Annotated in this window: 25 protein-coding genes and 2 pseudogenes; 25 read left to right on the top strand and 2 right to left on the bottom strand. The window is 47.3% G+C overall.

Translation table 11 applies throughout. From position 1 onward, the window contains the following. Together ACFPYJ_RS00950 and ACFPYJ_RS00955 are read left to right on the top strand one after the other, a co-directional pair. Positions 1–564: phosphotransferase enzyme family protein (locus tag ACFPYJ_RS00950; RefSeq protein ID WP_379186159.1), on the top strand; the 564-nt coding region annotated here is incomplete at its 5' end. Positions 565–575: 11 nt separating this feature from the next. Then, entirely contained in the window at positions 576–1,766 is a 1,191-nt protein-coding gene (locus tag ACFPYJ_RS00955; protein WP_379186160.1) for a DegT/DnrJ/EryC1/StrS family aminotransferase, read from the top strand. Positions 1,767–1,904: 138 nt separating this feature from the next. Here ACFPYJ_RS00955 and ACFPYJ_RS00960 read toward each other — a convergent pair whose 3' ends face one another. Next, the gene (locus tag ACFPYJ_RS00960; protein WP_379186161.1) at positions 1,905–3,056 is read right to left on the bottom strand and encodes a serine hydrolase domain-containing protein; all 1,152 of its coding nucleotides are present in this window, start codon (positions 3,054–3,056) and stop codon (positions 1,905–1,907) included. 430 nt (positions 3,057–3,486) lie between these two features. Here ACFPYJ_RS00960 and ACFPYJ_RS00965 point away from each other — a divergent pair. The 3 genes and pseudogenes from ACFPYJ_RS00965 to ACFPYJ_RS00975 all read left to right on the top strand — a co-directional run. Then, a pseudogene (locus ACFPYJ_RS00965) lies at positions 3,487–3,579 on the top strand (LacI family DNA-binding transcriptional regulator); the annotation flags it as partial. 83 nt (positions 3,580–3,662) lie between these two features. Continuing rightward, complete coding sequence (locus tag ACFPYJ_RS00970; RefSeq protein WP_379186162.1) at positions 3,663–4,508, top strand: MBL fold metallo-hydrolase; 846 nt, start codon at positions 3,663–3,665, stop codon at positions 4,506–4,508. Positions 4,509–4,571: 63 nt separating this feature from the next. Then, positions 4,572–4,772, top strand: a pseudogene (locus tag ACFPYJ_RS00975) (hypothetical protein); the annotation flags it as partial. Positions 4,773–4,806: 34 nt separating this feature from the next. Here ACFPYJ_RS00975 and ACFPYJ_RS00980 read toward each other — a convergent pair. Continuing rightward, complete coding sequence (locus ACFPYJ_RS00980; RefSeq protein ID WP_379186185.1) at positions 4,807–5,079, bottom strand: hypothetical protein; 273 nt, start codon at positions 5,077–5,079, stop codon at positions 4,807–4,809. Between the two features lie 324 nt (positions 5,080–5,403). Here ACFPYJ_RS00980 and ACFPYJ_RS00985 point away from each other — a divergent pair, with 324 nt between their 5' ends. From ACFPYJ_RS00985 to ACFPYJ_RS01080, 20 genes are all read left to right on the top strand, one after another. After that, complete coding sequence (locus ACFPYJ_RS00985; RefSeq protein ID WP_379186163.1) at positions 5,404–6,090, top strand: FadR/GntR family transcriptional regulator; 687 nt, start codon at positions 5,404–5,406, stop codon at positions 6,088–6,090. 75 nt (positions 6,091–6,165) lie between these two features. Beyond that, positions 6,166–7,500 (top strand): ABC transporter substrate-binding protein, encoded by a 1,335-nt coding sequence (locus tag ACFPYJ_RS00990; protein ID WP_379186164.1) that lies wholly within the window; start codon positions 6,166–6,168, stop codon positions 7,498–7,500. 63 nt (positions 7,501–7,563) lie between these two features. Next, on the top strand, positions 7,564–8,451 hold the full coding sequence (locus ACFPYJ_RS00995) for a carbohydrate ABC transporter permease (RefSeq protein WP_379186165.1): 888 nt from the start codon (positions 7,564–7,566) through the stop codon (positions 8,449–8,451). 13 nt (positions 8,452–8,464) lie between these two features. Further along, a complete protein-coding gene (locus ACFPYJ_RS01000; protein WP_379186166.1) occupies positions 8,465–9,277 on the top strand; it encodes a carbohydrate ABC transporter permease in 813 nt (270 codons plus the stop codon). A 27-nt stretch (positions 9,278–9,304) separates the two neighbouring features. Next, entirely contained in the window at positions 9,305–10,555 is a 1,251-nt protein-coding gene (locus tag ACFPYJ_RS01005) for a threonine synthase (RefSeq protein ID WP_379186167.1), read from the top strand. Then, positions 10,552–11,295, top strand: a complete 744-nt coding sequence (locus ACFPYJ_RS01010) for an SDR family NAD(P)-dependent oxidoreductase (RefSeq protein ID WP_379186168.1) — start codon at positions 10,552–10,554, stop codon at positions 11,293–11,295. The genes ACFPYJ_RS01005 and ACFPYJ_RS01010 overlap by 4 nt, the downstream gene beginning before the upstream one ends. A gap of 14 nt (positions 11,296–11,309) precedes the next feature. Beyond that, complete coding sequence (locus ACFPYJ_RS01015; RefSeq protein WP_379186169.1) at positions 11,310–12,329, top strand: succinylglutamate desuccinylase/aspartoacylase family protein; 1,020 nt, start codon at positions 11,310–11,312, stop codon at positions 12,327–12,329. Then, positions 12,326–13,174: a creatininase family protein gene (locus ACFPYJ_RS01020; protein ID WP_379186170.1), complete on the top strand. Its 849-nt coding sequence runs from the start codon at positions 12,326–12,328 to the stop codon at positions 13,172–13,174. Before ACFPYJ_RS01015 ends, ACFPYJ_RS01020 begins: the two co-directional genes overlap by 4 nt. A 24-nt stretch (positions 13,175–13,198) precedes the next feature. Then, on the top strand, positions 13,199–13,975 hold the full coding sequence (locus tag ACFPYJ_RS01025; protein WP_379186171.1) for an MBL fold metallo-hydrolase: 777 nt from the start codon (positions 13,199–13,201) through the stop codon (positions 13,973–13,975). After that, positions 13,972–14,433 carry a RidA family protein gene (locus ACFPYJ_RS01030; protein WP_379186172.1) on the top strand — a complete coding sequence of 154 codons (462 nt, stop codon included), beginning with the start codon at positions 13,972–13,974 and terminating at the stop codon, positions 14,431–14,433. Before ACFPYJ_RS01025 ends, ACFPYJ_RS01030 begins: the two co-directional genes overlap by 4 nt. 232 nt (positions 14,434–14,665) lie before the next feature. Then, positions 14,666–15,325, top strand: a complete 660-nt coding sequence (locus tag ACFPYJ_RS01035) for a cyclase family protein (RefSeq protein ID WP_379186173.1) — start codon at positions 14,666–14,668, stop codon at positions 15,323–15,325. 5 nt (positions 15,326–15,330) lie between these two features. After that, positions 15,331–16,242: an acetamidase/formamidase family protein gene (locus tag ACFPYJ_RS01040; RefSeq protein WP_379186174.1), complete on the top strand. Its 912-nt coding sequence runs from the start codon at positions 15,331–15,333 to the stop codon at positions 16,240–16,242. A 94-nt stretch (positions 16,243–16,336) separates the two neighbouring features. Then, positions 16,337–17,302: a bile acid:sodium symporter family protein gene (locus tag ACFPYJ_RS01045; protein ID WP_379186176.1), complete on the top strand. Its 966-nt coding sequence runs from the start codon at positions 16,337–16,339 to the stop codon at positions 17,300–17,302. 360 nt (positions 17,303–17,662) lie between these two features. Further along, complete coding sequence (locus tag ACFPYJ_RS01050) at positions 17,663–19,027, top strand: MATE family efflux transporter (protein WP_379186177.1); 1,365 nt, start codon at positions 17,663–17,665, stop codon at positions 19,025–19,027. A gap of 839 nt (positions 19,028–19,866) precedes the next feature. Then, a complete protein-coding gene (gene deoC, locus ACFPYJ_RS01055; RefSeq protein ID WP_379186183.1) occupies positions 19,867–20,541 on the top strand; it encodes a deoxyribose-phosphate aldolase in 675 nt (224 codons plus the stop codon). Between the two features lie 24 nt (positions 20,542–20,565). Further along, on the top strand, positions 20,566–21,465 hold the full coding sequence (locus ACFPYJ_RS01060; protein WP_379186178.1) for an aldo/keto reductase: 900 nt from the start codon (positions 20,566–20,568) through the stop codon (positions 21,463–21,465). A 1,218-nt stretch (positions 21,466–22,683) separates the two neighbouring features. Further along, positions 22,684–23,427 (top strand): hypothetical protein, encoded by a 744-nt coding sequence (locus ACFPYJ_RS01065; RefSeq protein ID WP_379186179.1) that lies wholly within the window; start codon positions 22,684–22,686, stop codon positions 23,425–23,427. Between the two features lie 28 nt (positions 23,428–23,455). Beyond that, a complete protein-coding gene (locus ACFPYJ_RS01070) occupies positions 23,456–24,346 on the top strand; it encodes an energy-coupling factor ABC transporter ATP-binding protein (RefSeq protein WP_379186180.1) in 891 nt (296 codons plus the stop codon). After that, positions 24,324–25,178 carry an energy-coupling factor ABC transporter ATP-binding protein gene (locus ACFPYJ_RS01075; RefSeq protein WP_379186181.1) on the top strand — a complete coding sequence of 285 codons (855 nt, stop codon included), beginning with the start codon at positions 24,324–24,326 and terminating at the stop codon, positions 25,176–25,178. The genes ACFPYJ_RS01070 and ACFPYJ_RS01075 overlap by 23 nt, the downstream gene beginning before the upstream one ends. A gap of 14 nt (positions 25,179–25,192) precedes the next feature. Further along, the gene (locus tag ACFPYJ_RS01080; protein ID WP_379186182.1) at positions 25,193–25,996 is read left to right on the top strand and encodes an energy-coupling factor transporter transmembrane component T family protein; all 804 of its coding nucleotides are present in this window, start codon (positions 25,193–25,195) and stop codon (positions 25,994–25,996) included. Positions 25,997–26,010 lie beyond the last annotated feature (14 nt).

Raw genomic sequence — 26,010 nt, forward strand, 5'->3', positions numbered from 1 at the left:
ACGCTGGAGGATCTATCTTTTAACGCTGATCAAAAGGAAACAGAGATTTTAGAATACGTTTTACGAACGGCTGAAAATATCGTTTCAGTCATTCCAGACAGAGACTATCAACATTTAGAGAAATTGGTTATTCATGGGGATTACCATCCAGGAAATTTGAAGTTTTTAAACAATAGCGTATGCGGGCTTTTTGACTTTGATTGGATCAGCATTCAACCCCGAATTAGAGATGTCGTGGATGGGATCATCTATTTTTCGGCAATCCGATCAGAAGGAATAGACGGGTCGGATATTTTCTCTTTAACTCAGCCGTGCAGCTTTGATAACGATAGGAGCAAGCTGTTTGTTGATGCCTATCAAAGTAATTGTCATCGTCCACTTGATACGGATGAAATAGCAATTATACCCTATCTCATGAAAGCGAGATTAGTGCATAGTAGAGTAGAGGCTTTGACTAAAATACCAGTAAGCCGAAGAGTTGAGATGCTTACGAAGGGCATCAGCGAACCGCTCCTATGGCTGGATAACCATTATGATGAATTTGTAAAACGCTTACAACAATAGGGGGAATTTAAATGGAACAATTGGCGTTATACGGCGGACAACCGGTAATTGGTACGGACCGGTCTTTACCAAATTTGTTTCCGCGGGATATTGCACCCAAAGCGTATGACTTTGTTAAAGAAGTTCTCGATTCCGGATTTCATCCGATTCGCGGCATGGCTGAACGGTTTGAGCATAAATTCGCAAAGATGAATAATGCGCGTTACGCGTTATCGGTCAGCAACTGTACGTCAGCCATTCATACGGCGTTGGCCGCGCTTGAAGTAGGTTCCGGGGATGAAATTGTCGTAACCTCCATTAGCGATTATGGCTCTTTAGCAGGCGTATTAGCTCTGAATGCGGTTCCGGTTTTTTCGGATATCGATCCGGATACTGGCAACGTGAATGCTGAGTTGATTGCGAAGTGCATCACTTCAAAGACAAAGGCGATCATCGTCGTTCATTGGCATGGATCGATTTGCGATATGGACCCGATCGTTTCGCTGGCCAAAGATAATGGGATTCCAGTGATCGAGGATTGCTGTCAATGTCCTTTTGGCGAATACAAAGGGAAAAAGGCAGGAACGATGGGAGATATCGGTTGTTTCTCGTTCGATGCTGAAAAGCATCTTAGCACGGAACATGGAGGTATGGTGCTTACAAACAATAAAGAACTGTATGATAAAGCTTTTAAATTTGCGATTTCCAGGGGAGCGTATGAGGTTCCTGGATATGGAAGGAAATATGATGTAATTGGTCTTAATTACCGATACGGTGATTTGGAAGCAGCTGTCGGCATGGCGCAACTAGATACGATTGAACAGCAAAATGCCAGGAGAGTGGCGAGTGCGGATCGTCTGATGGATAAAATAGCGACAATCGATGGTGTGATACCCATATCGATAGCTCCGGGATCGAGTTGCCTGTTTTGGATTTTTCCTGTCATTTTCCAAATGGAGAGATTTAATACCGATATTCGCACGATTGGTGAGGCTCTAAGTACAGAAGGCATTACAGGCTGCAGCCATCTCCCCTATTACTTTTTTGTCGATGCCTGTGACTACTTAGAGCAGTCGTGTGAGCGTGAGCGATATCCCGGCGCATTGAAGTACATATCAAGAACGGTACGCTGGGTATGGAATGACAAGTATACCGAAGAAGACGTTGATCTTATGTACAAGGCTATCAAAAAGGTTGCCGATTATTTCAGAGCTAGCGAATAAAGTCCGAGGGCGTTTTATAAAAGCTCCTCACGCTTGCCGGTTTGCAGGCGCGGGGAGCTTTTTCCGTGAAATTACAGCAAGCGTAAGAAATTATTAAAATAACTCCGAAGGTGCCGCACTGTGAACTTTCTATATTCTCTACTCCAGCGCTCCGTAAATGACGGACCGCAGCCTTGGATGAAAATAAGGCTCATGGCTTGGCAGCATTTGCTGCATGTATACGACGGACAATTCCTCGTTCGGGTCAATCAGCGTCCACGATCCAGCCAGACCTGCCCAGCCGAATTCTCCGATCGTACTGTTGTTTCCTCCCGCTGTGGGATCCATCAACACGCGAACTCCAAGGCCATAGCCGTATCCGCTCATATGCGCCCAGTTGAAATCCTTGAGCTGCTGCTGACTCAAATGGTTGGTTCGCATAAGTTGAATCGTCTTCGGACTGAGAAGCCGCACGCCATTCAATTCGCCGCCTCTTGCTAGAGCCTGCGCAAACAGGCTGTAGTCTCCGATTGTCGATAGCAGGCCGCCTCCACCGCTTTCGTATCTGCATCCTGGCTGGAAGGGGGCATCCATCCTGTCGTTGACGGTCAACGTGCCGTCTTCTGCAGAGTCGTACATCACGCATAACCGGTCTCGCTTGTCGTCTGAGATTCGGAACGAGGTGTCGTTCATCCCGAGCGGTTCGAAAATCTCCTTCTTCAGAAACTCTTCGAAAGTTTGGCCGGACAGTACCTCGATCAAAGCGGCCAGAACGTCGTGGCTTGTGCCGTACTTCCAATGTGTGCCGGGATCGAAGGCAAGAGGAATGGTCGCCAGCTGTTTGGACAGCTCCCGCATATTCATCGTGGCGACGGCGTTTTCCATCATTGCACGGGTTTGACGTTCGGTTTCCGTGCCGTCCCCGCCATATGTAAGACCGGACGACATGGTGAACAGATCCTTGACTCTAATCGGCTTCTCCGCGGGAGACACCGTCTTGTCACCATATTCGTTGTAGCGGTACACCATCGGATTTTTGAACTCAGGCAAATACTCCTCCAGCGGATCGTTCAACAGATAGTGCCCATTCTCGTAAAGCATAAGCGCCGCCGTGCAGGTAATCACTTTGGTCATCGAATAAATACGGTAAATGGTATCAGAGCTGATTTTCTTCTTCTTCTCCAGATCCGCATAACCGAAGCTGTCCTGATATAATACCTCCCCGCGCTGAACAACGGTTAAAGCACAGCCAGCCGGTCCTTTTTCCACAAAGCTCTTAAGAAGCGGGGTCAAACGTTGTATCCTGTTCATTGATATATCTCCTTTCGGAAAACGTTTTCCATAATAGTAACACACGGTTTTGGCAAGTGTAAATTAGGAGCAGGCCGTCTTCCAAAATAAATGCTACTGAAGTCAGGGAAAACCTGATCTAATACCGCTTGAAAAATGGAATTTGACGGCTGGCCTTAAGAGGACCTGGGAACAGCGAATCGCCGGCAAGCCGGTACCGTGCGACAAACCAGTACTGGGTGACTCCAAGTGCAAAGTCGAAACCTGAAGAACGAAGAATGAGTATGGGAAAAAATCTGCAGGGTAATGGTAATGAAATATATTGACATAAAATGTATCACAATTTTATAATTCAATTCAAGTAATCGATTTCTTACTAGGTTTCCTTTCCTAAGATAGAAAGCAACTTATGTGTAATAAAAAATGACATAAATGACCGGGAGTTTCAACAGCAGCTGTCTCAAGGTCACTGACTGGAAGCGGGTTCGTGAGTGAAGAAGTAAAATTGCGCGTGCTCGCTGCCGTTGAAAAGCTGCATTATTAAACGAACGCCGTTGCGAGAAGACTCAAGCAGGAAAAGGCCGAAACAAACGAAAACAATGAATCGAACGGGAGAGGATTGATTGTATGACGCAAGGAAATGGTTCACAGTTTATCGCGCCTGCCACTAAACCCATCACTGCCGAAGATTTTGCCGGCACGGACAATACTTCAATTTGGTGGTTGTCAGGAGCCGGGTTTCTGATTAATTCCCGTGGAACGTTAATTATGATCGATCCCGTCCTTACGATGAAACCCGGCTCCCCAGATATTTGCGAGATTGGCCACCGCATGCTGGTGCCTTTACCGATAGTCGCCACCGAGGTACCAAGGCTGGATACCATACTTTATTCGCATCTGGACGACGATCACTTGGCTCCGGTCACGGCTCCAGCTCTGATTCGCACCGGGGGATTGTTCGCCGGCCCAGTTGTTGTAGTGCGGGAACTTGCGAATTTGGGAATCCCTGCCGAGCAATACCGGTCCTTCCGGATTAATGAAACATTGAGAATAGGCGAAGTTGAAATTTCGTTTACCCGGGTCGACCACTCCTGGCAAAACCTCGATCCGGAAAAATATGGTCCGCCTTATGGACCGGAGGACTGCTACGGCTTTCTGATCAAGACGCCTGACGGCACGATCTGGTATACGGGTGATTCTCGTCTTCTGCCTGAGCATCTAGAAATGAGCGGGGTCGATCTCCTGCTGCTCGACATATCGAATGATCCGTATCATTTTGGGATCGAGAATGCGGTTAAACTGGCCAACACCCTCGCTTCCGCCGATATTATTGCGCATCATTACGGTACGTACGATGGCTCGGATGTGCTGGCATTTAATGGGAATCCGGACGAGCTGGCCTCTGCGATTGACGGTTCGGAGAGCAGATTCCATGTCCTCGCGCCGGGAGAGCGTTATGTGCTGAAAGGCTAATCGAGCTATAACGTGTAACCAGCTTTGTCGGGCTATTGGGAATAAGGGACTAAATTTTCATTAATGAGGAGGATTTGTTCCGCGCAAACGAATATCCCGAGGCTTTACGAGGTTGTAGTGCAAAGGGAAGTTCCCGTTACGCTGCGGGATAGAACGATTTTAAACTGTCATATCCATTACCCGGTGACGGATGAGAAGCTTCCCGCTCTGCTGGTGAGAACGCCGTACGGCAAAAATTTTGCGAGCGCGGATGGCTATTACCCACCGGAATGGTATGCCAGACAGGGATACATCGTCGTCATCCAGGATACATGGGGAAGGTTTCTCGAGGCGGTTTCTTTGCGGAATTCCAGACTAACTTCGCGCCGACGGCTTCAAAGGCAGAGCGTACGGACGTCAGAGTGGGTTCGCGATCGGTGAACAGACTTTTGGCGATCACGGCGTGAACACCCCAGTTGCCGTCCACTACCTGGAAGACGCCGAAATCGGTGGATACCGACATGAGCGAGTAGGCTTCGTCCTCGGTAAGATTCATCCCGTTCATAAGAAACAATAAAAGTAATTTCAGCATTCACCACTCTTCTTTCTGATGGTATCGTAGACACTGCCTTACTTCAAATTGAAAACTGATGTCATTAAACATAACATCAATTTATGATATTTTTTATATTATTTAGTGATTGGTAAGATCTTGCAGTCATTTTCTCTATTTTTTTAATGGAATTTAATATTATTATAATTTAATGTTAGATATATTGACATGAAAAACAGAGCCTACTATAATGTGACTATACCACTCCTCTTATCCCTAAATGCTTAAACTAAAGTTTGACGAATATGGATTTTTTTAATAGTATATTTGTCAGACAATATGCATATTAAGAGGATGGGATAAATGATGTTAAAGGAAATTAAGACAGTAGGCGCAACGGATGCGGTAGTCAGGCAACTGGTAGAACTCATTAAAACCGGATATTTCAAACCAAATCAAAAGCTGCCAAATGAGATGGAATTCATGGAAATGCTTAACGTGGGCCGCTCCACTATTCGTGAAGCTAAACGTTCGCTGGCGTCTATGAACCTGATCGAGAGTCATCCGGGTAGAGGTTCCTTTGTTAGGGAGGTATCGACGCTTTCATTAATTAATGAAGAAATGTTTGGTTTGATTATTAATGATGAGGAGGAGATGCTGCACGAAGCCCGCATAATCTTGGAAACCCAAATGGCTTTGCTTGCAGTCAAACGTGCGACGGTAGAAGATATTGAGCGGATGCAGCGGTGTGTGGATAAATTGGCTGAGGCGATAGAAAGACATACGGAAATTTACGAGCTGGGTAACTTATTTCATCGCGCATTAAGCGAATCATCTCACAATCGCGTATTAATAAAGCTTAGCGACATGCTTGGCGAGTTGCTCAGCAAAATTCAACGACCTACTTATGAGCAAAAATATGATCAGAACAAAGAAGTATCCGTCCATCAAAATATTGTAGATGCGATACGGGAAAGAGACCAATGGAAGACTATTGAAGCGATGGAGAGACATTTTGATTATGTTAGTGAGGTCGCGAAGAAAACGTAATTTTCTTCTCTGCAATTTGTCAGACAATCATACTATATATTGTCAGACAATCATGCAATAGGAGTGATTGCAAATATGAGAGGATTGATTTCGATGAAGAAAAAATCACCGGTTATTGTTACGATTTTGACAGGATCGCTGCTTCTAACCGCCTGTTCCTCAGGCAATGATACTGCTTCGTCTCCGCAAAACACTAACTCTAATACTTCAACTTCCAGCACAAAAACAGCTTCCATTAACGTCGATTACATGGCCTCGGGTAGCTATGATAAGGCTGCCGAAGAATTGGCAGGAAAACTAAAGGCAAATGGCATTAATGCTACGGTAGCGGCGTTTCCATATGCCGATTTACGTCAAAAGAATACCAACGATCTTATCTCCGGAACCGGTAATTATGATGTCATGTCCGGAAGCTACTACTTGGCAGATGTATACAGTTATTTCAACTCGCTGAAGAGCTACATTGACAAAGACCAGTACGGAACGGGACTAGTGGATGGTTTAATGCAAAAAAGCGAGTTCATGGATGGTGAGCAAATCGGAATCCCTTACGGTGCTGATGCTTACGGAATCATGTACCGGACGGACCTGTTCGAAGAAGCGGGACTCACCGTACCAAAGACGTGGGAAGAGTTCAATTCCGACATTGCCATATTAAAAAGCAAATATGAAAAGAATGGCATTGCCCCTTACGTCTTTGCCGGAGGTGCAACCGAGCAGCTGCCTGGCCCGTTTATGGCCCGCTACTCCGGAGCTTTTATCGGTAAAGACGATAAATACCATTTAGATGAAGCCAAAGCGGTCTCAGCGCTGAAAGATACCCAGGCAACACAGCAAAGCGGACAAAAAAACATGACAAGCCTAAGCATTGACCAAGCTAATGCATTATTCATCGACGGCAAAGTCGCTGTCATGGAAGGTTGGCCAAGTTTTATCCGGGTAACCGCGGACGATCCCACAAAGTCAAAGATTGTCGGGAAATGGGCGGTAGCTCCTTATCCAAATACGGGTACCGTATGGCTCAGTTTATGGCAAATGTACATGCCTAAAACTTCCAAAAATAAAGAGGCCGCCTGGAATTGGATGAAATCGTACGCAAGTGAAGAGAACGACAAGGTCTACTTCGAAAAATACGGAATTTCACCTATCTATAAATCTACCTATGAAGACCAGGATTTGGTGAAAAAATACAGTTACTATATGACCGGGGTTATGGAAAACCTCAAGATGGCGAAAAACCCTCCTCTTAGCGGAGAAGCGCAGGATTTTATGGCTTCGACATTCGGAGATGTATTTTCTGGAAAAATAACCGCTGAAGAAGGCATTGCCAACATCAATACGAAATGGGCCACGTTACCTGTGCCCGCCCCGCTGCTCGAATCCGCTAAGCGAAACGGACAGACGGAATAAACCTGCAATCCGCGCTCGAGGAAGTTTTATTTTCTGGAGCGCGGAAGAAAGGAGGATTGCACATTGACGTATTCGCGAAGCGACCGATTCGTACTGCTCATGTTTCTGGTTCCTGCCATTCTGATCATCATTTTTTCCGAAGGGTATCCGCTCCTGTATTCACTTTATTTAAGTTTTGTGGATTGGACGCTCTCAAAGTCGCCGGTACCTCAAGGATTTGTAGGTTTCGATAATTTTGCCAAGGTTCTGCACGATGATCTCTTTTTGTATTCGATCCGGAACAGCTTGAAATTCATGGTAGTCTCTACCGGTTTAACAGTGATCGGCGGATTCTTGTTCGCCATCCTGTTTGTTGGAGAAGACAAATGGATCAAGCTTTCGCGAACTATGATGATGATTCCGATCGTCGTGGCTCCGGTTGCTGTAGGCGCCATGTGGCGGCTTATGCTGGATACCCATTTCGGTCTGGTTAATACGATCCTCAAGCAGGTGGGCATTGCCCCGGTCGATTGGCTTGGGAATCCCAGAATCGCGTTATGGTCTGCAATTTGGGCAGATTGTTGGGAATGGACTCCTTTCGTCATGATCATTTATGTCGCATCCATCGGCTCCATTGATCCTTCCCTGCGAGAATCAGCCATGATGGACGGGGCGAACCGTTGGACGATTCTCAAGCGTATCATTATACCGCTTGTCATGCCAGCGACATTACTTATTCTCGTCTTTCGAGTGATAGATACGTTCTTTGTTATCGATATTATCTACTCCCTCACGTACGGCGGACCTGGAACATCAACAAATACAGCTTCCTTTTACATTTATAATCAAGGGTTGAAATATTTCAATATCAGTTACGCGGCGTCTTCATCGTGGCTGCTGATGACATTTTCTCTGCTCTTTGCCGGTATTTTACTTCATATCAAAAAACGGAGAGAACGCAGTCTCGGCTAGGAGGTGAAATCAAATGGCAGTCATGCTGAAAAGAATCATCATTTTTGGTTTACTCTTGATCACGCTTCTTCCGCTCGTTTATATTTTGCTGAACAGCTTTCGGCCGCAGAGCGCCTTTTTTCAATCAGCCGAAGCTTTATTTTCTGGTAAATTTACACTCGAGAACTACTCGTATTTGGTTACCCAAACATCGGCGCTCCAAAATCTGGGAAACTCCTTATTTATCACCATCGTTTCCACGGCTGCAGCCGTCCTCTTCGGCTCCATGGCATCATTTTCACTATCCAGGCTTTCGTATCGTTTTTTGATCCTGATATCACTGCTCATTGTACTCGTCCGCTTTTATCCAAAGATCAGCATCGTAATTCCCTATTATATCCTCATTCGGAATTTGCATTTGCTGGACACCACATGGTCCGTCATTTTGGCTCATGCTGGTCTGTCGCTGCCGCTTGTCGTTCTGATGATGTCCATGTTTTATGCGGAACTACCCAAAGAAGTCGAGGAATCCTGCCAAATTGATGGCAGCCCGATCGGATACACCTATTTCCGGATCATCGTACCTATTACAAAGAGTGGTATGGCCGCGGCTGCCATTTTATCAGCCCAGCTTTCCTGGAATGAATTTTTGCTTGCGTCGTCGGTGACCTCTATAAATAGCGTCACACTTCCCATTGTCATTGCCGGCTTCATTACGGATAAAGGCACGAACTTGGGTGCGATGGCAGCGATGAGCATGGTCATTGCTCTGCCCGTCATTATTTTCATTTTTGCTGCTCAGCGTTTTTTGGTACAGGGTCTGACGATGGGATCTGTAAAAGGATAATATGCATCGATGTTAAGGAGAGAAGATATGATCAACCTAACCGTGACGCAAAAGTGGCTCCGTTGTACGGAATGTCAGGGAGAATTTAAACTAGACTCCATCTATACGGGGTGTCCGGCATGTGATAAAGAGGGACGCTCCGGGGCGCTTGAGGTCTGTTACGACATTGGCCGATTGAGCTCAAAAATAACAAAAAGCTGGCTTCGGGAGTGGGGAGGCTCAATTTGGAAATACGCCGATCTGCTGCCCGTTTGCGATACTTCATTCTGCTCGACACTTGGAGAAGGATTTACGCCGCTTGTTCGTGAGCCATATTTCGAGAAGGAATTCGGATTTGGCAACATTTATTTGAAGAATGAAGCGTCCAATCCGACATGGTCCCACAAGGACAGGCTGAACGCCGTGCTCGTATCCAAAGCCAAGGAGTTAAACGCCAAAGGCATTGCCGCTTCTTCTACCGGCAACCACGGGATATCCGCCGCTGCCTATGCCGCCCTGAACGATCTACCGTGTATCGTGTTTTTTCCACCGGAGACCTCTACCTCGTATCTTCGTCTCGCCGGATTGTACGGCGCCCAAGCATTCGTCACGCCGTGGGAAAAGCGGGGGGAGTTGCTTCAGAAACTAGTCTTCGAGGAAAATTGGACCCCGTCTTATCCGTTTGTTGAAGGGGGGATTTCGAATCCGTACGGTGTGGAAGGGTATAAAACGATTGCGTATGAGCTTATCGCCCAATTGGACGATACGCCCGACGCAATTCTCGCTCCGGTATCGGAAGGAAACGCGCTGACCGGAATTCATAAGGGCTTCCAAGAAATGCTGGAGCTAGGCGTGATTGACCGTATTCCTCGTTTATACGGATGTGTGCCCCGCGGCGCAAATGCCCTGGAGCGTTCGTTTGAAAGGCAAGATGACAAAGTGATGACTTTGGAAGATTCCTACTCCATTGCCACCTCCACAAGAGAAAAAACAGCTGGCGTTCATGTGCTGCGCCTTCTTCACGCCTCAAAGGGAAGAGCTGTCTCGGTAACGGACGATGCCATTATAAGGATGATGCAGATATTGGGCAAGCGCGGCTATTGTGTAGAAACGGCTTCTGCGCTGCCAGCGGCCTGCCTGGAACAGTTGATGGAAAAAGGCGAAATAAAACCCGAAGAAAAAGTGGTCTGCTTGGTCACGTCAACCGGCATAAAGTGGCCCGATCTTTTAGCCGAAATGGCGCCGCCTCCGCAGCGGATCGAAGGTACCTGGGAATCGTTCATCGGAGCGAAGCGATGAAAGAAGGTACAGCGATCGTAACAGGAGGAACAGGTGGTATCGGCCGGGCGATTGTTCAAAGACTGCTGAAGGACGGCATTCGCGTGGTTATTGCAGATACGGATCCATCCGGAGAGACATTTGCTTCGGAATGCCGGCTGCAGTATGGCTCCGATTCGGCTGTCTATTGCATGACGGACATTTCCGACCGTCACGGGGTCGATTCCCTGATTGAACTGTCGGAACAATGGAACGACTTGCGGTATCTCGTTAATAATGCTGTCTATTCCGAATATAAGCCGTTTCTGGAGATTTCACCCGAAGGTTGGGAGAAAGTGCTGCAGGTCGGATTGACCGGTTACTTTCACTGCTCTCAATCATTTGCGCTTAAGCTGGCCGATTGTGGCAGACCTGGCCGGATCATTAATATGGCTTCGGTTAACAGCTTTGTCGTCGAAAAGGGTGTTGCTCATTACGCGGCCGTAAAGGGCGGCATCCTGCAACTTACCAAGGCCATGGCCGTCGACTTGGCGTCGTTTGACATTACTGTAAATGCAGTCGCACCCGGGATGATTGAAACGTTCCGAAACCGGGAGACGTTTCGGAACGAGCCTTTTACCTCGCAGATCGAACGAATTCCGCTTCGAAGAACCGGGCGCCCGGAAGAGATCGCAGAAATTATCCGCTTCCTGCTCAAGGGTGAACATTACATCAACGGACAAACGCTGCTTGCTGATGGCGGAATGCTGGCGGGATTTTAAAGGAGGTCTTAAGGATGAGAGAGACGATTGCCTTAAGGGATATTGTCCCCGGACGGTTCGCCCCGGGATATAAAGGCTGGGTCAACGCTATGCTTGGGGAGAGTCTGATGGGGACTCTTGCGGTACCGGTTGCTGTCGCGCGCGGCCTGCAGGGAGGGCCGCTGATGGTCGTCACCGCAGGCGTTCATGGCGATGAGTTTGAAGGCATGGAGGCAATTCGCGAACTATTTGCTGGGTTGAAAACTGAAAACCTCTCTGGTACCTTTATCGCCGTGCCGGTCGTCAATCCGTTTTCCTACGAGGGGCAGCAGCGGGAAACCCCGTTCCTCTGGGACGGGTTAAACCTGGCCCGTCAGTTTCCCGGCTCGGACGGCGGCTCGCCCACGCGAATGCTAGCCCATCGATGGTCGTCCTGGCTATCAAGCATCATGAGTCAGCAGGATGTATTTATTGATTTTCACAGCGCCGGCACCCGTTATGAATACGTGTCGATGATCGGTTACCACGCCGTAGGCGGCGAAATGGAAGCCGCATCCCGCAAGCTGTCCGAGGCATTTGGCATGGATCGTTTGTGGCGGATTCCCGACCACCCGGATACCCATGTTACGTTTAACGGGTGGGCATCCCGCCAAGGCATCCCGACGATTGCGACCGAAGTCTGCGGACGCGGAGGCTCCCAGCTGGGTGATGTGGAAGAATTGATTTCCGGCCTGCTTCGGGTGCTTCGTTATAAAGGCATGCTTGCTGGAGAATCGGAGCAAAGCAAGACCGGTGCAGCCAATGTGAAGCAGGTATGGAGCACGGATTGGGTGCTTGTGCGATCGGCGGGCTTCTTCCGTCCCTTCGTTTCACTTTTGCAGCAGGTACACGAAGGACAGACGATTGGTGAAATTGTCACGATCTCCGGCGAACCGGTAGAGAAGATCATTTCAACCGTATCCGGCGTTATATGGGGGATACGCCGCTTCTGTACTGTACGTGAAGGAGACTATGTTTATTTAACCGCTTGCCAAGAAGAGGAGGAATTACTTTGATTACGACACCCATTTTGTTTAGCAAGCTGACGGACCTGGAGATCAATGAGATTGTGAAACGCGATCCGGTTGTTATTATTCCAGCTGCGACACTTGAAGATCATGGCCCGCATTTACCAGTTGATACCGACGTTGTAATCGCCGAAGCGATCTGTGCCGAGCTTTGCCGTAAAATTCCGGACGAAACCGTATTAATGCCCTGCATCAATATCGGGTATTCCCCACATCACATCGACGGTCCGGGAACCGTGACTATCGAGTGGGATACGTTCATTCGTTATTGCAAGGATATTACCCGCAGTCTGATTCATCATGGCTTCCGAAAGCTTCTGTTTGTGAATGCCCACGGAAGCAACCACCCCGTGCTGGATATGGCAGCGCGGCTGACCAATGTAGAGAATCCTGAAGCGCGCTGCGCTCTCGTATCATGGTGGGGGCTGCGCAAGGTGCAGGATGCCGTCCGCATCTTCCGTGAGTCCGAAATAACGGGCCATGGCTGTGAACTGGAAACCTCTTTGTATCTGGCCATTCAGCCTGAAGCCGTTTATATGGAAAAGGCGGTCAAAGACTACTCGCATCCTCGTTCTCCTCACTTCTGGTCTGATTTGGTAGGACAAGCACCTGACTCGTCCTTTGCCAATCCAGTCAACCTTAATGAATATTGGAGTTCCGTTTCTGAGACGAGCGTTTGGGGAGATGCCACAAAAGCGACTCCAGAGAAGGGACAAATTATTCTGGAGACAGCTTCGGAAGAATTGATCGAAGTCGTTCGTGAGCTGAGGGAACGACCTAAACGCTCCCGCGTGCGTCGCCAAGATTTTACGCACACGAATCCGCGTTATTGATCCTGATTCGAAGGAGGGGCCCTGTTGGAGCTAATACCCGGATTGTATCAAATCACCGGAGCGGATTCCGGTCCCGTTTACTCAGATGATTACGATTGTAACTGTTATTTGTGGGAGTATGAACAAGGCGAATTCGCCTTGTTCGATGCAGGCGCAGGAAGAAACGTGCCTGAACTTCTTCGGCGAATTGACAAGCTGACCGGAGATGTTCGCCGTGTCCGCTATCTGTTTTTAACGCATCACCATGCTGACCATATTGGAGGCGCAGCCGCTCTTCGCCGGGAAACAGGCGCACTGACGGTAGCTTCTGCTCATTGCGCCCATCTAATCGAAGCCGGGGACGAACAAGGGATCGGTCTGGAGGCGGCTCGAAACGCTGGAGGTTACCCGCCCGATTACCGGATTGAGGGCTGTATAATCGACCGGTTGGCCGGAGATGGTGAGGTGTGGCAGCTTGGCTGTCAGAAGCTGTGGATTCTTTCCACACCGGGTCATTGCCGGGGTGCCATCTCTTTCTTGTGGGATATGAGCGGCAAACGGATCCTTGTGTCCGGCGACACGGTTTTTCAAGGCGGTGCCATCTCACTTTTAAGCCTGCCTGACTGTTCACTCAGCGAGTATAAAGAAACGATTGCTAAGCTTGACACGATGTCGATTGATGCACTGCTTCCAGGTCATCTGGGAGCAATATTGAAGCGGGCATCCGGCCATATCCACAAGGCAAAGATTGAATTCGACAAGTTGCGGATTCCTATTTCTTTTTATCATTTGGCTACCATACTCGGGAGGAATAATTTATGAGCTCTATTTATCAACGTCTGGAAGAATTGGGGTTGGAACTGCCCCAATCCCCGCCGAAGGGAGGTATTTATGCGAAGGCAAAACGGACGGGAAATCTGGTCTTTACGTCGGGGCAGGGGCCTATCGTGAACGGAAAGCCGGCTGCGACAGGTAAGCTGGGACTGGAAGTGACCGTAGAAGAGGGACAACAAATGGCCCGTTTGGCGGTGCTCAATTGTCTAAGCGTCCTTGAAGAGGAAATCGGCGATCTTCGCAGGATTACCCAAGTCGTCAAGCTTCTCGGCTTTGTCGCAAGCGGTCCGGCTTTTTATCGGCAGCCAGAGGTTATGAACGGAGCGTCCCAACTGCTTGTCGACCTTTTCGGCGAGAGAGGGGAACATGCGCGTTCCGCTATAGGAACGAACAACTTGCCTTTGAATTTCCCTGTTGAGATCGAAATGATTGTTGAAGTTGTTTAATGATCACCTTGAGGAAATATTCCACAATGGGCGCAGGAGGCCACTATCCGGATCTGACGGCCATTACGCGGAGAGCGACGTAGTATTTGGATACAGGAGCAAGCGTCATAACCAAAGACAATATGACACAGCCTGACATGGAGATGCTGCTTTATCCGTTAGGAAAATAAGGTTCCTATAAAATAGCAGTAACAGAATTTGCGGGCAGTGCCGCAAGAGAGGATGAAATCCCATGCGCATAACGAGATTATTGGATTTGTCCCAAGACATTTATCATAATTGTCCGATGGCTCCCAATCTTAGCCCTCCTGAAATCAAGCTGGATGCCATCGGTGGTAGGGACGGATGGACGAACGAGATTATCACGATGCCCCTTCATACTGGCACACACATGGATGCGCCGGCACATATCGGGGGGTTAGATTTGACGCTAGACCAGATTTCCATTGAACGGTTTCAGGGCAATATGGTTTTCATCCCGTTAACCAAAAAACCTGCCGAACCGATTTTTGTGTCGGACTTGGAGCCTTATCAAGACCGGTTTCATCCCGAATCCATTGTTCTGCTCTATACGGGTTGGGGCGAGAAACGGGGTTGGACGAAGGAATGGTTATTCGAAATCCCATATGTTTCCTTGGAAGCTGCCCGATATTTAGCCGAACAACGAATTAATGGGCTTGGCATTGACCACTACAGCATCGGCGGGTGCGGAGATGATAATCATGAAATTCATCGCGTTCTGCTTGGGGCGAATATCTGGATCGCAGAAGGACTTCAATTGGATGCTCCGGAACTGAGGACGGGCGACTGGCATGTGATGTCGCTTCCGATCAAGGTTAAAGACAGCAGCGGAGCGCCATGCCGAACAATCGCCCTTCAATATGGAGTATAGGAGAGATGGAAATGACCGTTCACCGTTTTGCACCCACAGTATATTACAATACCATCGGATCGCATGAACCTGTATTGCGCATCCGAAATGGCGATCATGTGGAAACATCGGCCCTTGATGCATGGGGGATGGATTGTCACGGCGAGGTGAAGGCGGACAGGGGCAACCCGATGACAGGTCCTTTTTATATTGAAGGGGCTGAGCCCGGAGACATCCTTGCGGTTCATTTGGACGATCTATTTCCGAACCGAGACTGGGGTTGGTCGGCCAATGTCATCGCGACTAACGTGCTGGAGCCGGATTTCGCCGCTCAATTGCCCAACAAGGAAATCATTCGCTGGCATGTGGATTTGGAAGAAAGATGGGCCCGGTTGGCCGACCCGTCGCCCTCTCTGGCGAATCTGAATCTGAAATTGGCTCCTTTTATGGGCTGCTTCGGCGTAGCTCCTCCGAAAGGGCAAGCCATATCCACGGCAACATCGGGCCCATATGGGGGAAATATGGATTATTCTGGATTTGTGTCCGGTACAACGGCCTATTTTCCTGTATTTGTCGAAGGCGCCCTGCTTTACGTGGGTGATGGCCATGCCGTTCAGGGGGATGGTGAAATTGTCGGCAATGGCATCGAAATTTCACTGGACATTCGATTTACCGTCAATCTTATCAAAGGAAAAACGATTCGTTGGCCTCGTGGTGAATCCGACACCCATATTTTTACCGTGGGCAATGCGCGTCCTCTTGATCAAGCTGTCCAACACGCGACCACGGAAATGTTGCGATGGTTGAAAGAGGATTATGGCCTGAATACTTCGGAAGCAAGCATTTTGCTGAGTCAATGCGTGGAGTACGATCTGGGAAATATTTTTAATCCGGCTTATACGATGGCGTGCAAACTGAACAAGGTTTTTTTGCCATAATTCCAGTTGCAAATGGACCTTGGGGATGGCAAGGCTGCCGGAATCGCTTCTGTAGAACGGGTTAACGTGTGTTTTTAGAGAGGAAGCCCTGTCTATGCTAAATCATTTGAATCGCCAGCTTGAAAAATTTTTACCGCTTATGACTCCTGTGAGTGTTCTAATCGGCGTATTGCTCGGCGATCATTTATCAAGTTTTGCTTACCTCTCACCATGGATTTTCGCGATCATGACTTTTTCGGGAAGCATCAGCACGAATCTCAAACAATTCATGAAGGTTTTAGCACGGCCATTCCCTTTGATAGCCACTTTTTTTATTTTACATTTGATTATGCCCTTGCTGGCTTTGCAGCTTGGACAAGCGATTTATCGAGACGATACGTTTACCGTCACGGGGTTGATTCTGCTGGCGGCGATCCCGACTGGAATTGCCAGTTTCGTATGGGTTTCCATCTATAAAGGAAATATCGCACTGACCTTATCAATCATTCTTGTGGATACGATCCTCTCCCCGTTGGTGGTGCCTTACACTTTATTTCTGTTTTTGGGAACTCGGGTCCACATGGACATAGCCGCTATGACTCAAGGACTCTTCTTGATGATTGTCCTGCCTTCCATAGCCGGAATGCTGCTGAATCAATGGTCAAAAGGGCAAATTGTACAGCGCTGGAGCCCTATGTTGAGTCCCTTTTCCAAGATTGCGTTGGGCGTTGTCATTGCCATCAATAGCTCTGTTGTTTCACCCTATTTAAGGCATATCGATTCTAAAATGATGGAAATGGCCCTGACGGTTCTTGTTTTGATCAGTTTCGGATATATGCTCGGATGGTTATGCGCAAAGTTGATGAGGTGGGATCAAGATATTGTCATCGCGCTTACTTATAATGGTGGAATGCGCAACATCAGCGCAGGGGCCGTGCTCGCCGTATCCTATTTTGCTCCACCGGTAGCCGTCCCCGTCATTCTCGGTACTATATTCCAGCAGTCTTTGGCATCGTTTTTCGGTTATATCATCAACAAAAGAGCATCTCTGTCAATGGAGAAGTCGCGATATGACAGCTGACCGCCTGATTTTTGTTGATTGATAATCGATGCCTCTGTAATAATCTTAGAAAAATAAGTTATTCACGAGGAAAGGTGAGGAAACAATGAAGGAAACAATGAAACAACTAAAAAACACTGTTGCGCTGCATAAAATCATTGTTTCCATAATCTGAGTGTATGCTCAACACATTTCGCAGTTTCATGTGTTTTACAGATAAAGGGCCATGGTGAATTTGCCATGGTCCTTTATAGTTGCAATTACTTCTCGTATTGTAAACTTACAATTTAATTAACCTCTAGTAACGCCATAGCGTGTTATAATGATCTCTGTCGTGCTTTCGAGGATGACTTTCGGAAATTAGAAATGGTGGTGTCCTGTATGCAGCTTGTGAAACAAATTCTTCGTTTGGCGATTCCGTCGATAGCAACCTTTTCCTCCATGACATTCACAGGACTGCTCGTTCTGATGATAGTTGGTAAGCTGGGAGCCTCGTCGATCGCAGTGGTAGGTATTTCGAATATTATTATTTACAATCTATGGGCGTTGTTCTCGGGCGTTCAAGGCGCGATCAACTTTCTGGTCGCCCAAAACTTCGGCTCGAGCAATATAAGGCTCGGTAATCAGCGGATGCAAATTGCACTGCTTGTTACGGCGGTGCAGGGCATCGTGCTTTTTTCCGGAAGCTTTGTGTTACCTTATGTGATTTTACTGGTAATGGGCTCGAACGATTCGATTTTGAGCCTTGGGGCACCTTATCTGCAGGTACGGATGCTGGCACTTATCTTTACTATGTTCAACACGGTATTCTTTGCCTATATGCGAGCGGTAGGGGATACACGGACACCGATGACGATATCACTCATCAACAGCGGGTTAGTCGTCGCTCTGACCTATGTAATGACTTACGGCGCATTCGGGTTTCCGGAGCTTGGACTGCAGGGTGCAGCTTGGAGCATGGTGGCTGCGGAGTTTATTACCTTCATGCTTAGCCTGCTCGTCTACTACCGCTTCATGTGCGGCATGTACCTGACGAGAGAATGGGTACCGGTCGAGAAGCAACAGGTGCGCCTCCTACTTCTCGAAAGCTCGAAACTCGGTGTGACGGAATTGTCGAACAGTCTGGGGATGCTCGTCTTTACGGCTTGTATTACAAGGCTCGGAACGACAGCCATTGCCGCCAATGAAATCGCGCTTAACATCCTGTCATTCGGCTTTATGCCGTCCAACGGCTTCGGTGCTGCGGCAACAATCGGGATCGGTCAGGAGATTGGGAAAGGGCGAGGAGCAGAGGCACGCCGCTTCGGGATCGTCACCGTCTATCTGGGGCTTATCTTCATGGCGATGATTTCGGTCGTATTTTTTCTGTTCTCTTTGCCGATCTCCAAGCTGTATACATCAGAAGCCGCTGTTTACACGACGGCAATCTCCTTAATCCATCTTGCTGCGTTCATCCAACTGTTCACCGGGGCAAACATCATCTTTGGCGGAGGTTTGCGGGGCGTTGGCGATACGACCTTTCTGTCGAGAACGGCTCTGCTGTTTAACTGGGTCCTGTTTATTCCGTGCACGATTCTGCTCACGCGGGTGTACGACTTGGGGCAGGTTGGCGCTTGGGCTGCGTTATGTATGCTGATCGTACTAACGGCCATTGCCTACACCTGGCGTTACCTTACCCTTGACTGGACGAATGTCAAAGTGAAAACGGGGAAGAGCGTTGCCGTATCGTCGGCAGGACATATGTAAGTACGATTTTTTCCGTTTTTGATCACTTTAGTTTTGATACCAAGTTTTGCAGCTCATGGACATCGCCAATAATTATTATGTCGAATCCAAAAACTTCAATGATCAAGACTATTTGCATATTTACGGCTTGCGGTTCGCTCAACTAATAGGCAGCCTAGTGTCTAGATTTGAACAACATAAACCAAAGGAGACCATTGGAACATACGGATACGTATGTTCCAATGGTCTCCTTTTTTTGCGCCAAAAATTAGGAATGACAGAGCTGAATAGCACGGCCAGAAACAATGATTTGTCGGAGCCGGCCATTTAAGAGTTCTGGACGTGGTTAGAGAAAGAAGCCGAGCGCATTTGTGAAGGTTACACAGATGCGCCGCTCGTTCGCTTCGTCTCTGGTCGGACGTTCTACCGGCCATTTGATGATATTGTGAGCGTCACATCGTTACGCATTATGGCAAGCCCGAAGAATATTACTGCAACTTATGTGGAAAAACTGGAATTAGTCTGGCTATTACGTAAAGTTGAAGTTAAATATCTCATCATTATGTTACAAAACATGACATGCATGATTGACAAGAATAATATAATTGGGTATTCTTGTATATAATATCACATTGGTCAGACCAACGGACCGAAAATCATGTATCCAACTGTAGATTATGAACAATTGTTAGAACCGCTTGAATAATGTATTTGATTCTTGTGGATGGGAGGGAATAAAGTAGAGGCCATTTTTGGTGCGCTACGGGTTGGATATGCCAACAATTTGGGCACAGACAAATTTACGGCACGGGTTTTGTTGGGAAACCAAATGTGAGGGAGGTAAAAATATGGATTCTGTCATGCTGACCGGAGCTGAAATTGCTCTTAAAATCGATCATACCTTATTAAAGCCGAATAGCACCAAGGATCAAATTATTCAACTGTGCTTGGAAGCAAAAGGTAACAATTTTGCCACAGTGTGTGTAAACCCGTTTTGGGTTCCGATAGCGGCCAAAGAATTAAAAGGATCCAATGTCGGTATTACCACGGTCATCGGTTTCCCGCTCGGTTCTACTACGACCTTCACGAAAGTCGCCGAAGCTAGGGATGCTATTGCAAGCGGAGCCACAGAAATTGATATGGTTATCAATGTCGGAGCCTTAAAATCGGGTGACTTGGATGCTGTAGCAAAGGACATCGAAGCAGTAGTTACGGCTTGTAAAGACAGCGCCATCGTCAAAGTGATTCTGGAAACGGGTTATTTGACCGATGAGGAAAAGATAGCAGCTTGCAGGGCCAGTAAAATAGCAGGTGCCGATTATGTGAAAACATGCACAGGTTTCGGACCGGGGGAAGCCACAGCCGAAGACATCCGGCTTATGAGACTCACAGTAGGTCCTGAAATGGGTGTAAAAGCATCAGCAGGAATTCGCGATCTGGATACAGCCAGAAAAATGGTTGCAGCCGGGGCGGATCGGCTTGGTACCAGCGCAAGTATTGCTATTATTATGGGCGGAACGGGAAAAGGCTATTAATATCAGACTAAAGGAGTGAGGTAAATGGAAAAGAGAAGATTGGGACAAACCGACATGCAGGTCAGTGTACTTGGATTTGGAGGAGCGGAAATCGGATTTGAACAGGCATCCGCAGAAACGGTGAAAAAGGTGCTCGAAAGCGCTTTGGACGCGGGTCTGAATATGATCGATACCGCGGAGTGTTACAAGGAAAGCGAAGCTTTGATTGGAAAAACCGTCAGCCATCGTCGGAAGGATTATTATTTGTTTTCCAAATGCGGGCACGCCTCAGGCTTCGACAGCCCGGACTGGGATCTCGGCATGCTGGCTGACAGCATTGACCGCAGCCTGGAGCGGCTGCAAACCGACTATATCGATCTGATGCAGCTGCACGGCTGTTCGGAGGAGATCCTTCGTCAAGGAGGAGTGATCGAGGTGCTGCAGAGGGCTAAGGAAGCGGGCAAAATCCGTTATCTCGGATACAGCGGAGACGGCCCTAAAGCCTTATACGCCGTACAATGCGGCGCCTTCGATACGCTTCAGACGTCGATCAGCATCGCCGATCAGGAAGCGCTGGAGCTGACTATCCCGGAAGCGCAAAAGCGCGGAATGGGCATTATCGCTAAACGCCCGATCGCCAACGTAGTCTGGAAATTCGGAGAAATTCCGGACAACTCGGTACATAAGACATATTGGGAGCGTCTGCAGGAGCTGGACTACGGCTTTTTAAAAACAGACCTGAATTCATCGGTCGAAACGGCTTTGCGGTTTACGCTAAGCGTACCGGGAGTGGGGACTGCAATTGTAGGCACCTCCAATCCGGACCGCTGGGTCAGCAATGCCGTGCTTGCCAACAAGGGCGTGCTGCCTTCGGAGCAGCTAGAGGCCATCCGTGACCGCTGGTCGGCAGTTTCCGCAGGACGGAATTGGATCGGTATGGGATAAACGGTCAAGAAAACAAAAACCGGCTCATTCGCAGTGGTGGACAAGCCTGAACACTGATCAAGGGGCCATTCTTTTCTGTAAAAGAATGGCTCTTTTTTAAAACAAATATAGTTTGACAATGATCAAACGGAAAAATCGATATGCGGTTCTACTTTTACGGCACACTCCTTGAAGCCAGGCATTTAGCAAGTAGGATCCAACTCTAAATCACCTCAGTGCATGGAATTAATAAACCGTTCGATTGCGTGGGCGCTCTCGGTTATTGCTGCCGAAACAGGCCCTGCCGCTTCTGCAATCAGTTTTGCTACAGTTTTTTCCAACTCCCCTACAGCTCAAGCGCATTGTCAATATCGGACGAAAATTCCCTAATTTCATCGGTCGGCTTCTTCAGTATCTCCTGTTGGTTTAGGGCGTAAGAAGACGGCTTTTTTCTTCTCTTTATGAGGTAGATCTCTCCTTGCTGTTGACGTTGCTGGAGTGGTGGAGGAGGCGGTCAAGTCTCTGCGTGTATGTTTCCGCCATTGCTAGAGAGCAAAGCGAGGGAGCAATGGCGGAGTGATACCGGCGAGCCTCCTTGCCTATTGCTCGATTGGACCATCCCAGGCTTTTAGGATTTCTAGCTGGCTGCATTCGGTTATGGTGTAATGGTTGTTGTGGAGACTCCGTATTACACGAATCTTCCATGGCCTTTCATTATCTGTCGCATATCATATTACAATCTGTCAACGGAACAGGGAAACATTAAAATCTTGTGATCTTAATGTTATTTCAATGTTATATAATCTAACATTTATCTATTGACAGTTCAGAATATTTTGATAGAATGAGAATATATGTTAAGGAATATTACACCATTTTCCTTAACTGGTCAGACCAACAGACCTTTTTGGACAATATTGTTAGGAGAGGTGATCGAAAACTCAGCAGGCTAAGAAATTGGCAATTGGTTCGGCTGTATAACACATTTTCCTTAACTGGTCAGACCAACAGACCTTTTGGGCAATGTTGTTAGGAGAGGTGATCCCAAACTGAGCAGGCTAAGAAACTGGCAATTGGTTTGGTTGTATCACACATTTTCCTTAATTGGTCAGACCAACAGACCTTTTGGGACAAGTTGTTAGGAGAGGTGATCCAAACTCGGCGGGGAAAGAAATTGGCAATTGGTTTGGCTGTGTCAAAGGGATAGAAAAATTAATCTAAAATATGGGAGTGGGCCGTATGCAATCAAGTTTATTGGCAACGTTACTTGGTCAGGGTTTTTTGCATTCCTTATTAGTGTCTTTGGCTCTTATTTTTATGGTTTTGGCTGTGGCAATATGGTTTATGGAATTTTCGGGATGGACAATCAGTCGCAAAGGATTTGTCCGGAACGGACTTAAATGGAATGCTACAACCATTGCCTTAGTAGCGGTTAGTGGGGCATTGTATATTGCCGGCAGACCACTAGCCATCAATTTAATACCAGGAATCGGCGGACTCAATCCTTCCCTATCCATTGCTCAAGCTCTTTCCGTACTATTTGGTTTACCTGGGGCTATCGGCGTAACGTTCTCGATGCCAATCGGTGACGCTATCAGCGGAGCGTTAACATTAGGTTCTATTGCTGGATGTCTATCACATACATACATTACTTGGCTCACTTACAAGATTTGTAGAGACGCGGATTTTTCCAAAGTGGGTAATGTAGTCAGCTTTTACTTAGGCGGGATCATCATAGCTCCAATCATTCATGCAATAACGATTCCTGGCTGGCTGGATTTTCTCCATGTCCTTCCGCCTACCATCGCATGGGGTGGAGTAACGCTAACCATTCTGACCAACCAAGCGGTTATACCGGCAATCATTTCCCCGATTTTAATTACAATTTTATATAAAGTTGTAAAAGCCCGCGGCCTGTATTGGAAGGATTTACAGAAGGTTGATTTACAGAAGGGCTTAAGTAGTTCATATAAATCATTCTGACTTAAGGGTTAAAAGGGGATGAAGTCCATTGGAACATATCGAACCAGTCATCAGTGTAAAAGGATTATCTTTTCGCTACAGAATGTCTGAGACCGTCATTCTCAATGATATCAGTTTTGATATCTTTCCGGGAGAATTAGTCGGGATTGTGGGTGCTTCCGGATCTGGGAAAAGCACGCTGTGTTTGTGTCTAAAGGGACTCATTCCTCATGCAATTCATGGCGAGATGAACGGCGACATCTGGGTGCTGGGGCAAAATACCCGAGAGGTACCTACTGAAAAACTTGCCGTGGATGTGGGTATGGTTTTTCAGGATCCCGAGAGTCAAATCATTGGACTTACTGTAATAGAGGATTTGGCTTTTGGACCGGAGAACCTTGAGCATCCGCCTGAAGAAATTTTAAATAGAATGCTGCCGATTTTGGATAAAGTCAAACTGCAAGGGTTTTTGAATAGGGAAACTTACAAAATGTCGGGTGGTCAAAAGCAAAGATTGGCTATTGCGAATGCATTGATGATGCAACCGAAAGTGTTAATTCTCGATGAACCAACATCCGAATTGGATCCGATCGGCAAAGAAGAGGTATATAGCACCATTTTGGAACTGAAGAAAAATGGGGTAACTGTGGTATTGGTTGACCATGCGATCGAAGAGATGGCAGAGATTGCCGATCGGATTCTGGTGATTGAAGAAGGCAAGCTAAAATATGACGACACCCCGAAGAACCATTTCCAATCTCCTGAAAAATTTTTGGAAAAGGGTTGGTTAAGGATCCCGCAAATCGCAGAAGCATTGCACGCATTAAAGGGAAAAGATCTGCTGAGTGAGAAATATGTCACTCCTTTTGAGGAAGAAGCTATTTCTACATTGAGCGCCTGGTTGGGGAGGGAGTCAAATGTCCAATTTACCGTTGATTAGTTTTCGAAACGTCTCTTTTGGTTATGAAAAGAACTTGCCAACCATTATTCGCGATATCAATTTGGATATATTCGAAGGTGATTTTGTAGCCCTGATCGGTCAAAACGGCGCGGGTAAAACGACGATGGCCAAACATATCAACGGCATACTGAAGCCAACAAAAGGTGAAGTAACTGTTCGGGGAAAGCTTACAAGCGACTACAAGCGAGATGAATTAGCCAAGGTGGTCGGTTATTGCTATCAAAATCCAGACCACCAAATTTTTTCGCAAACGGTGGAAAAAGAAATTGCTTATGGTCCAAAAGCTATCGGTCTTTCTCCAGCAGAAGTTCAGGAGCGTGTTAAGGATGCACTTCATTTGGTCGACTTGGAAGAAAAGCGTCAATTACACCCTTCACTCCTTGGTCGGGGTGAACGTCAGCGGTTAGCCGTTGCGTCCATCCTTGCTATGGGGGCATCCATATTGGTAATTGACGAACCAACCACTGGTCTTGATTACGCTGGGATCACACGCATCATGAACCTGCTGCGGACATGGAATGAAAAGATGAAGGTCACTATTATAATCATCACTCATGATATACCAATGGTTGCTGACTATGTACCACGTACAATTATTATGGCTCAGGGACAAATTCTTAAGAATGCACCCACGCCGGAAGTGCTAACTGATTTTGCCCTGTTGAAAATGGCAGCGGTGAAACCGCTGCAAGTCACGAGAGTAAGTGAACGGCTCGGAATCTTAAATGCCGACAACCGAATTATTACCGTCAGGAATTTGTTCCAGGTTCTTTCCAATTTGAAAAATGAAGAGTCGGCAGAAGTGAAATAAGGGGGTGCTTACTTATGGCAGCGGGATATAGCATATTTATAGAACGTCCATCATTTATTCATCAAGTACTGGATCCGCGGACCAAATCAATAGCTGTTCTTTGTATTTTTATACTTTCTTTATCTTTTAACGCCCCATTGCCATTAGCGGTTTTTACGCTGCTGCTTATTGGAATAGCTATAGGTAGCAAGCTTCCTTTTTCATTGATACGAATGTTACTGCTGTCGGGAGTTACGTTTATCTTCATCTCTCTGATTATGTGGCCAGCGTATATTAAAACGGGTACAACCCTATTTTCTTTTATCGGCATTCATGTGACGGATACCGGGCTTTGGTTCGGATTGGCCATGGGGCTTCGGGTTACGCTTATGGTATTGTCTGCAGGTATTTGGATGGCTTCCACTTCCCCACAAAAGATTACCGCATCATTTATGAAGATGGGGCTGCACTATAAGATCGGGATGGGGATATCCTTGTCCATTCGGTTAATTCCCTTGATCGGCGCGGAATGGGTCACAATAGTGGAAGCACAAAAGTCCCGTGGGGTTGATTATAAAAGCGGAAATCTTCTCTCCCGAATTAATAAATCCGCCATGATTTTGGGTCCCATGCTTTTGAGGGCTATTGAGATCGCACAATCACTTGCAATTACATTGGAAGCTCGGGCGTTTGGAGCGAAGAATTCACGGACTTGCATTACGGATGTCCGATTAAAGCCTATTGATTTTATTGTCATGATCGGTTGTCTATTGCTAGTTGCTGTTGGCATTTACTGTAGACTTCAGGGTATAGGGGTTTTGCTGCCAGCCTACTTATAATAATACACTTGATT

This window comes from Paenibacillus solisilvae (assembly GCF_042656405.1).
Lineage (GTDB): Bacteria > Bacillota > Bacilli > Paenibacillales > Paenibacillaceae > Paenibacillus_Z > Paenibacillus_Z solisilvae.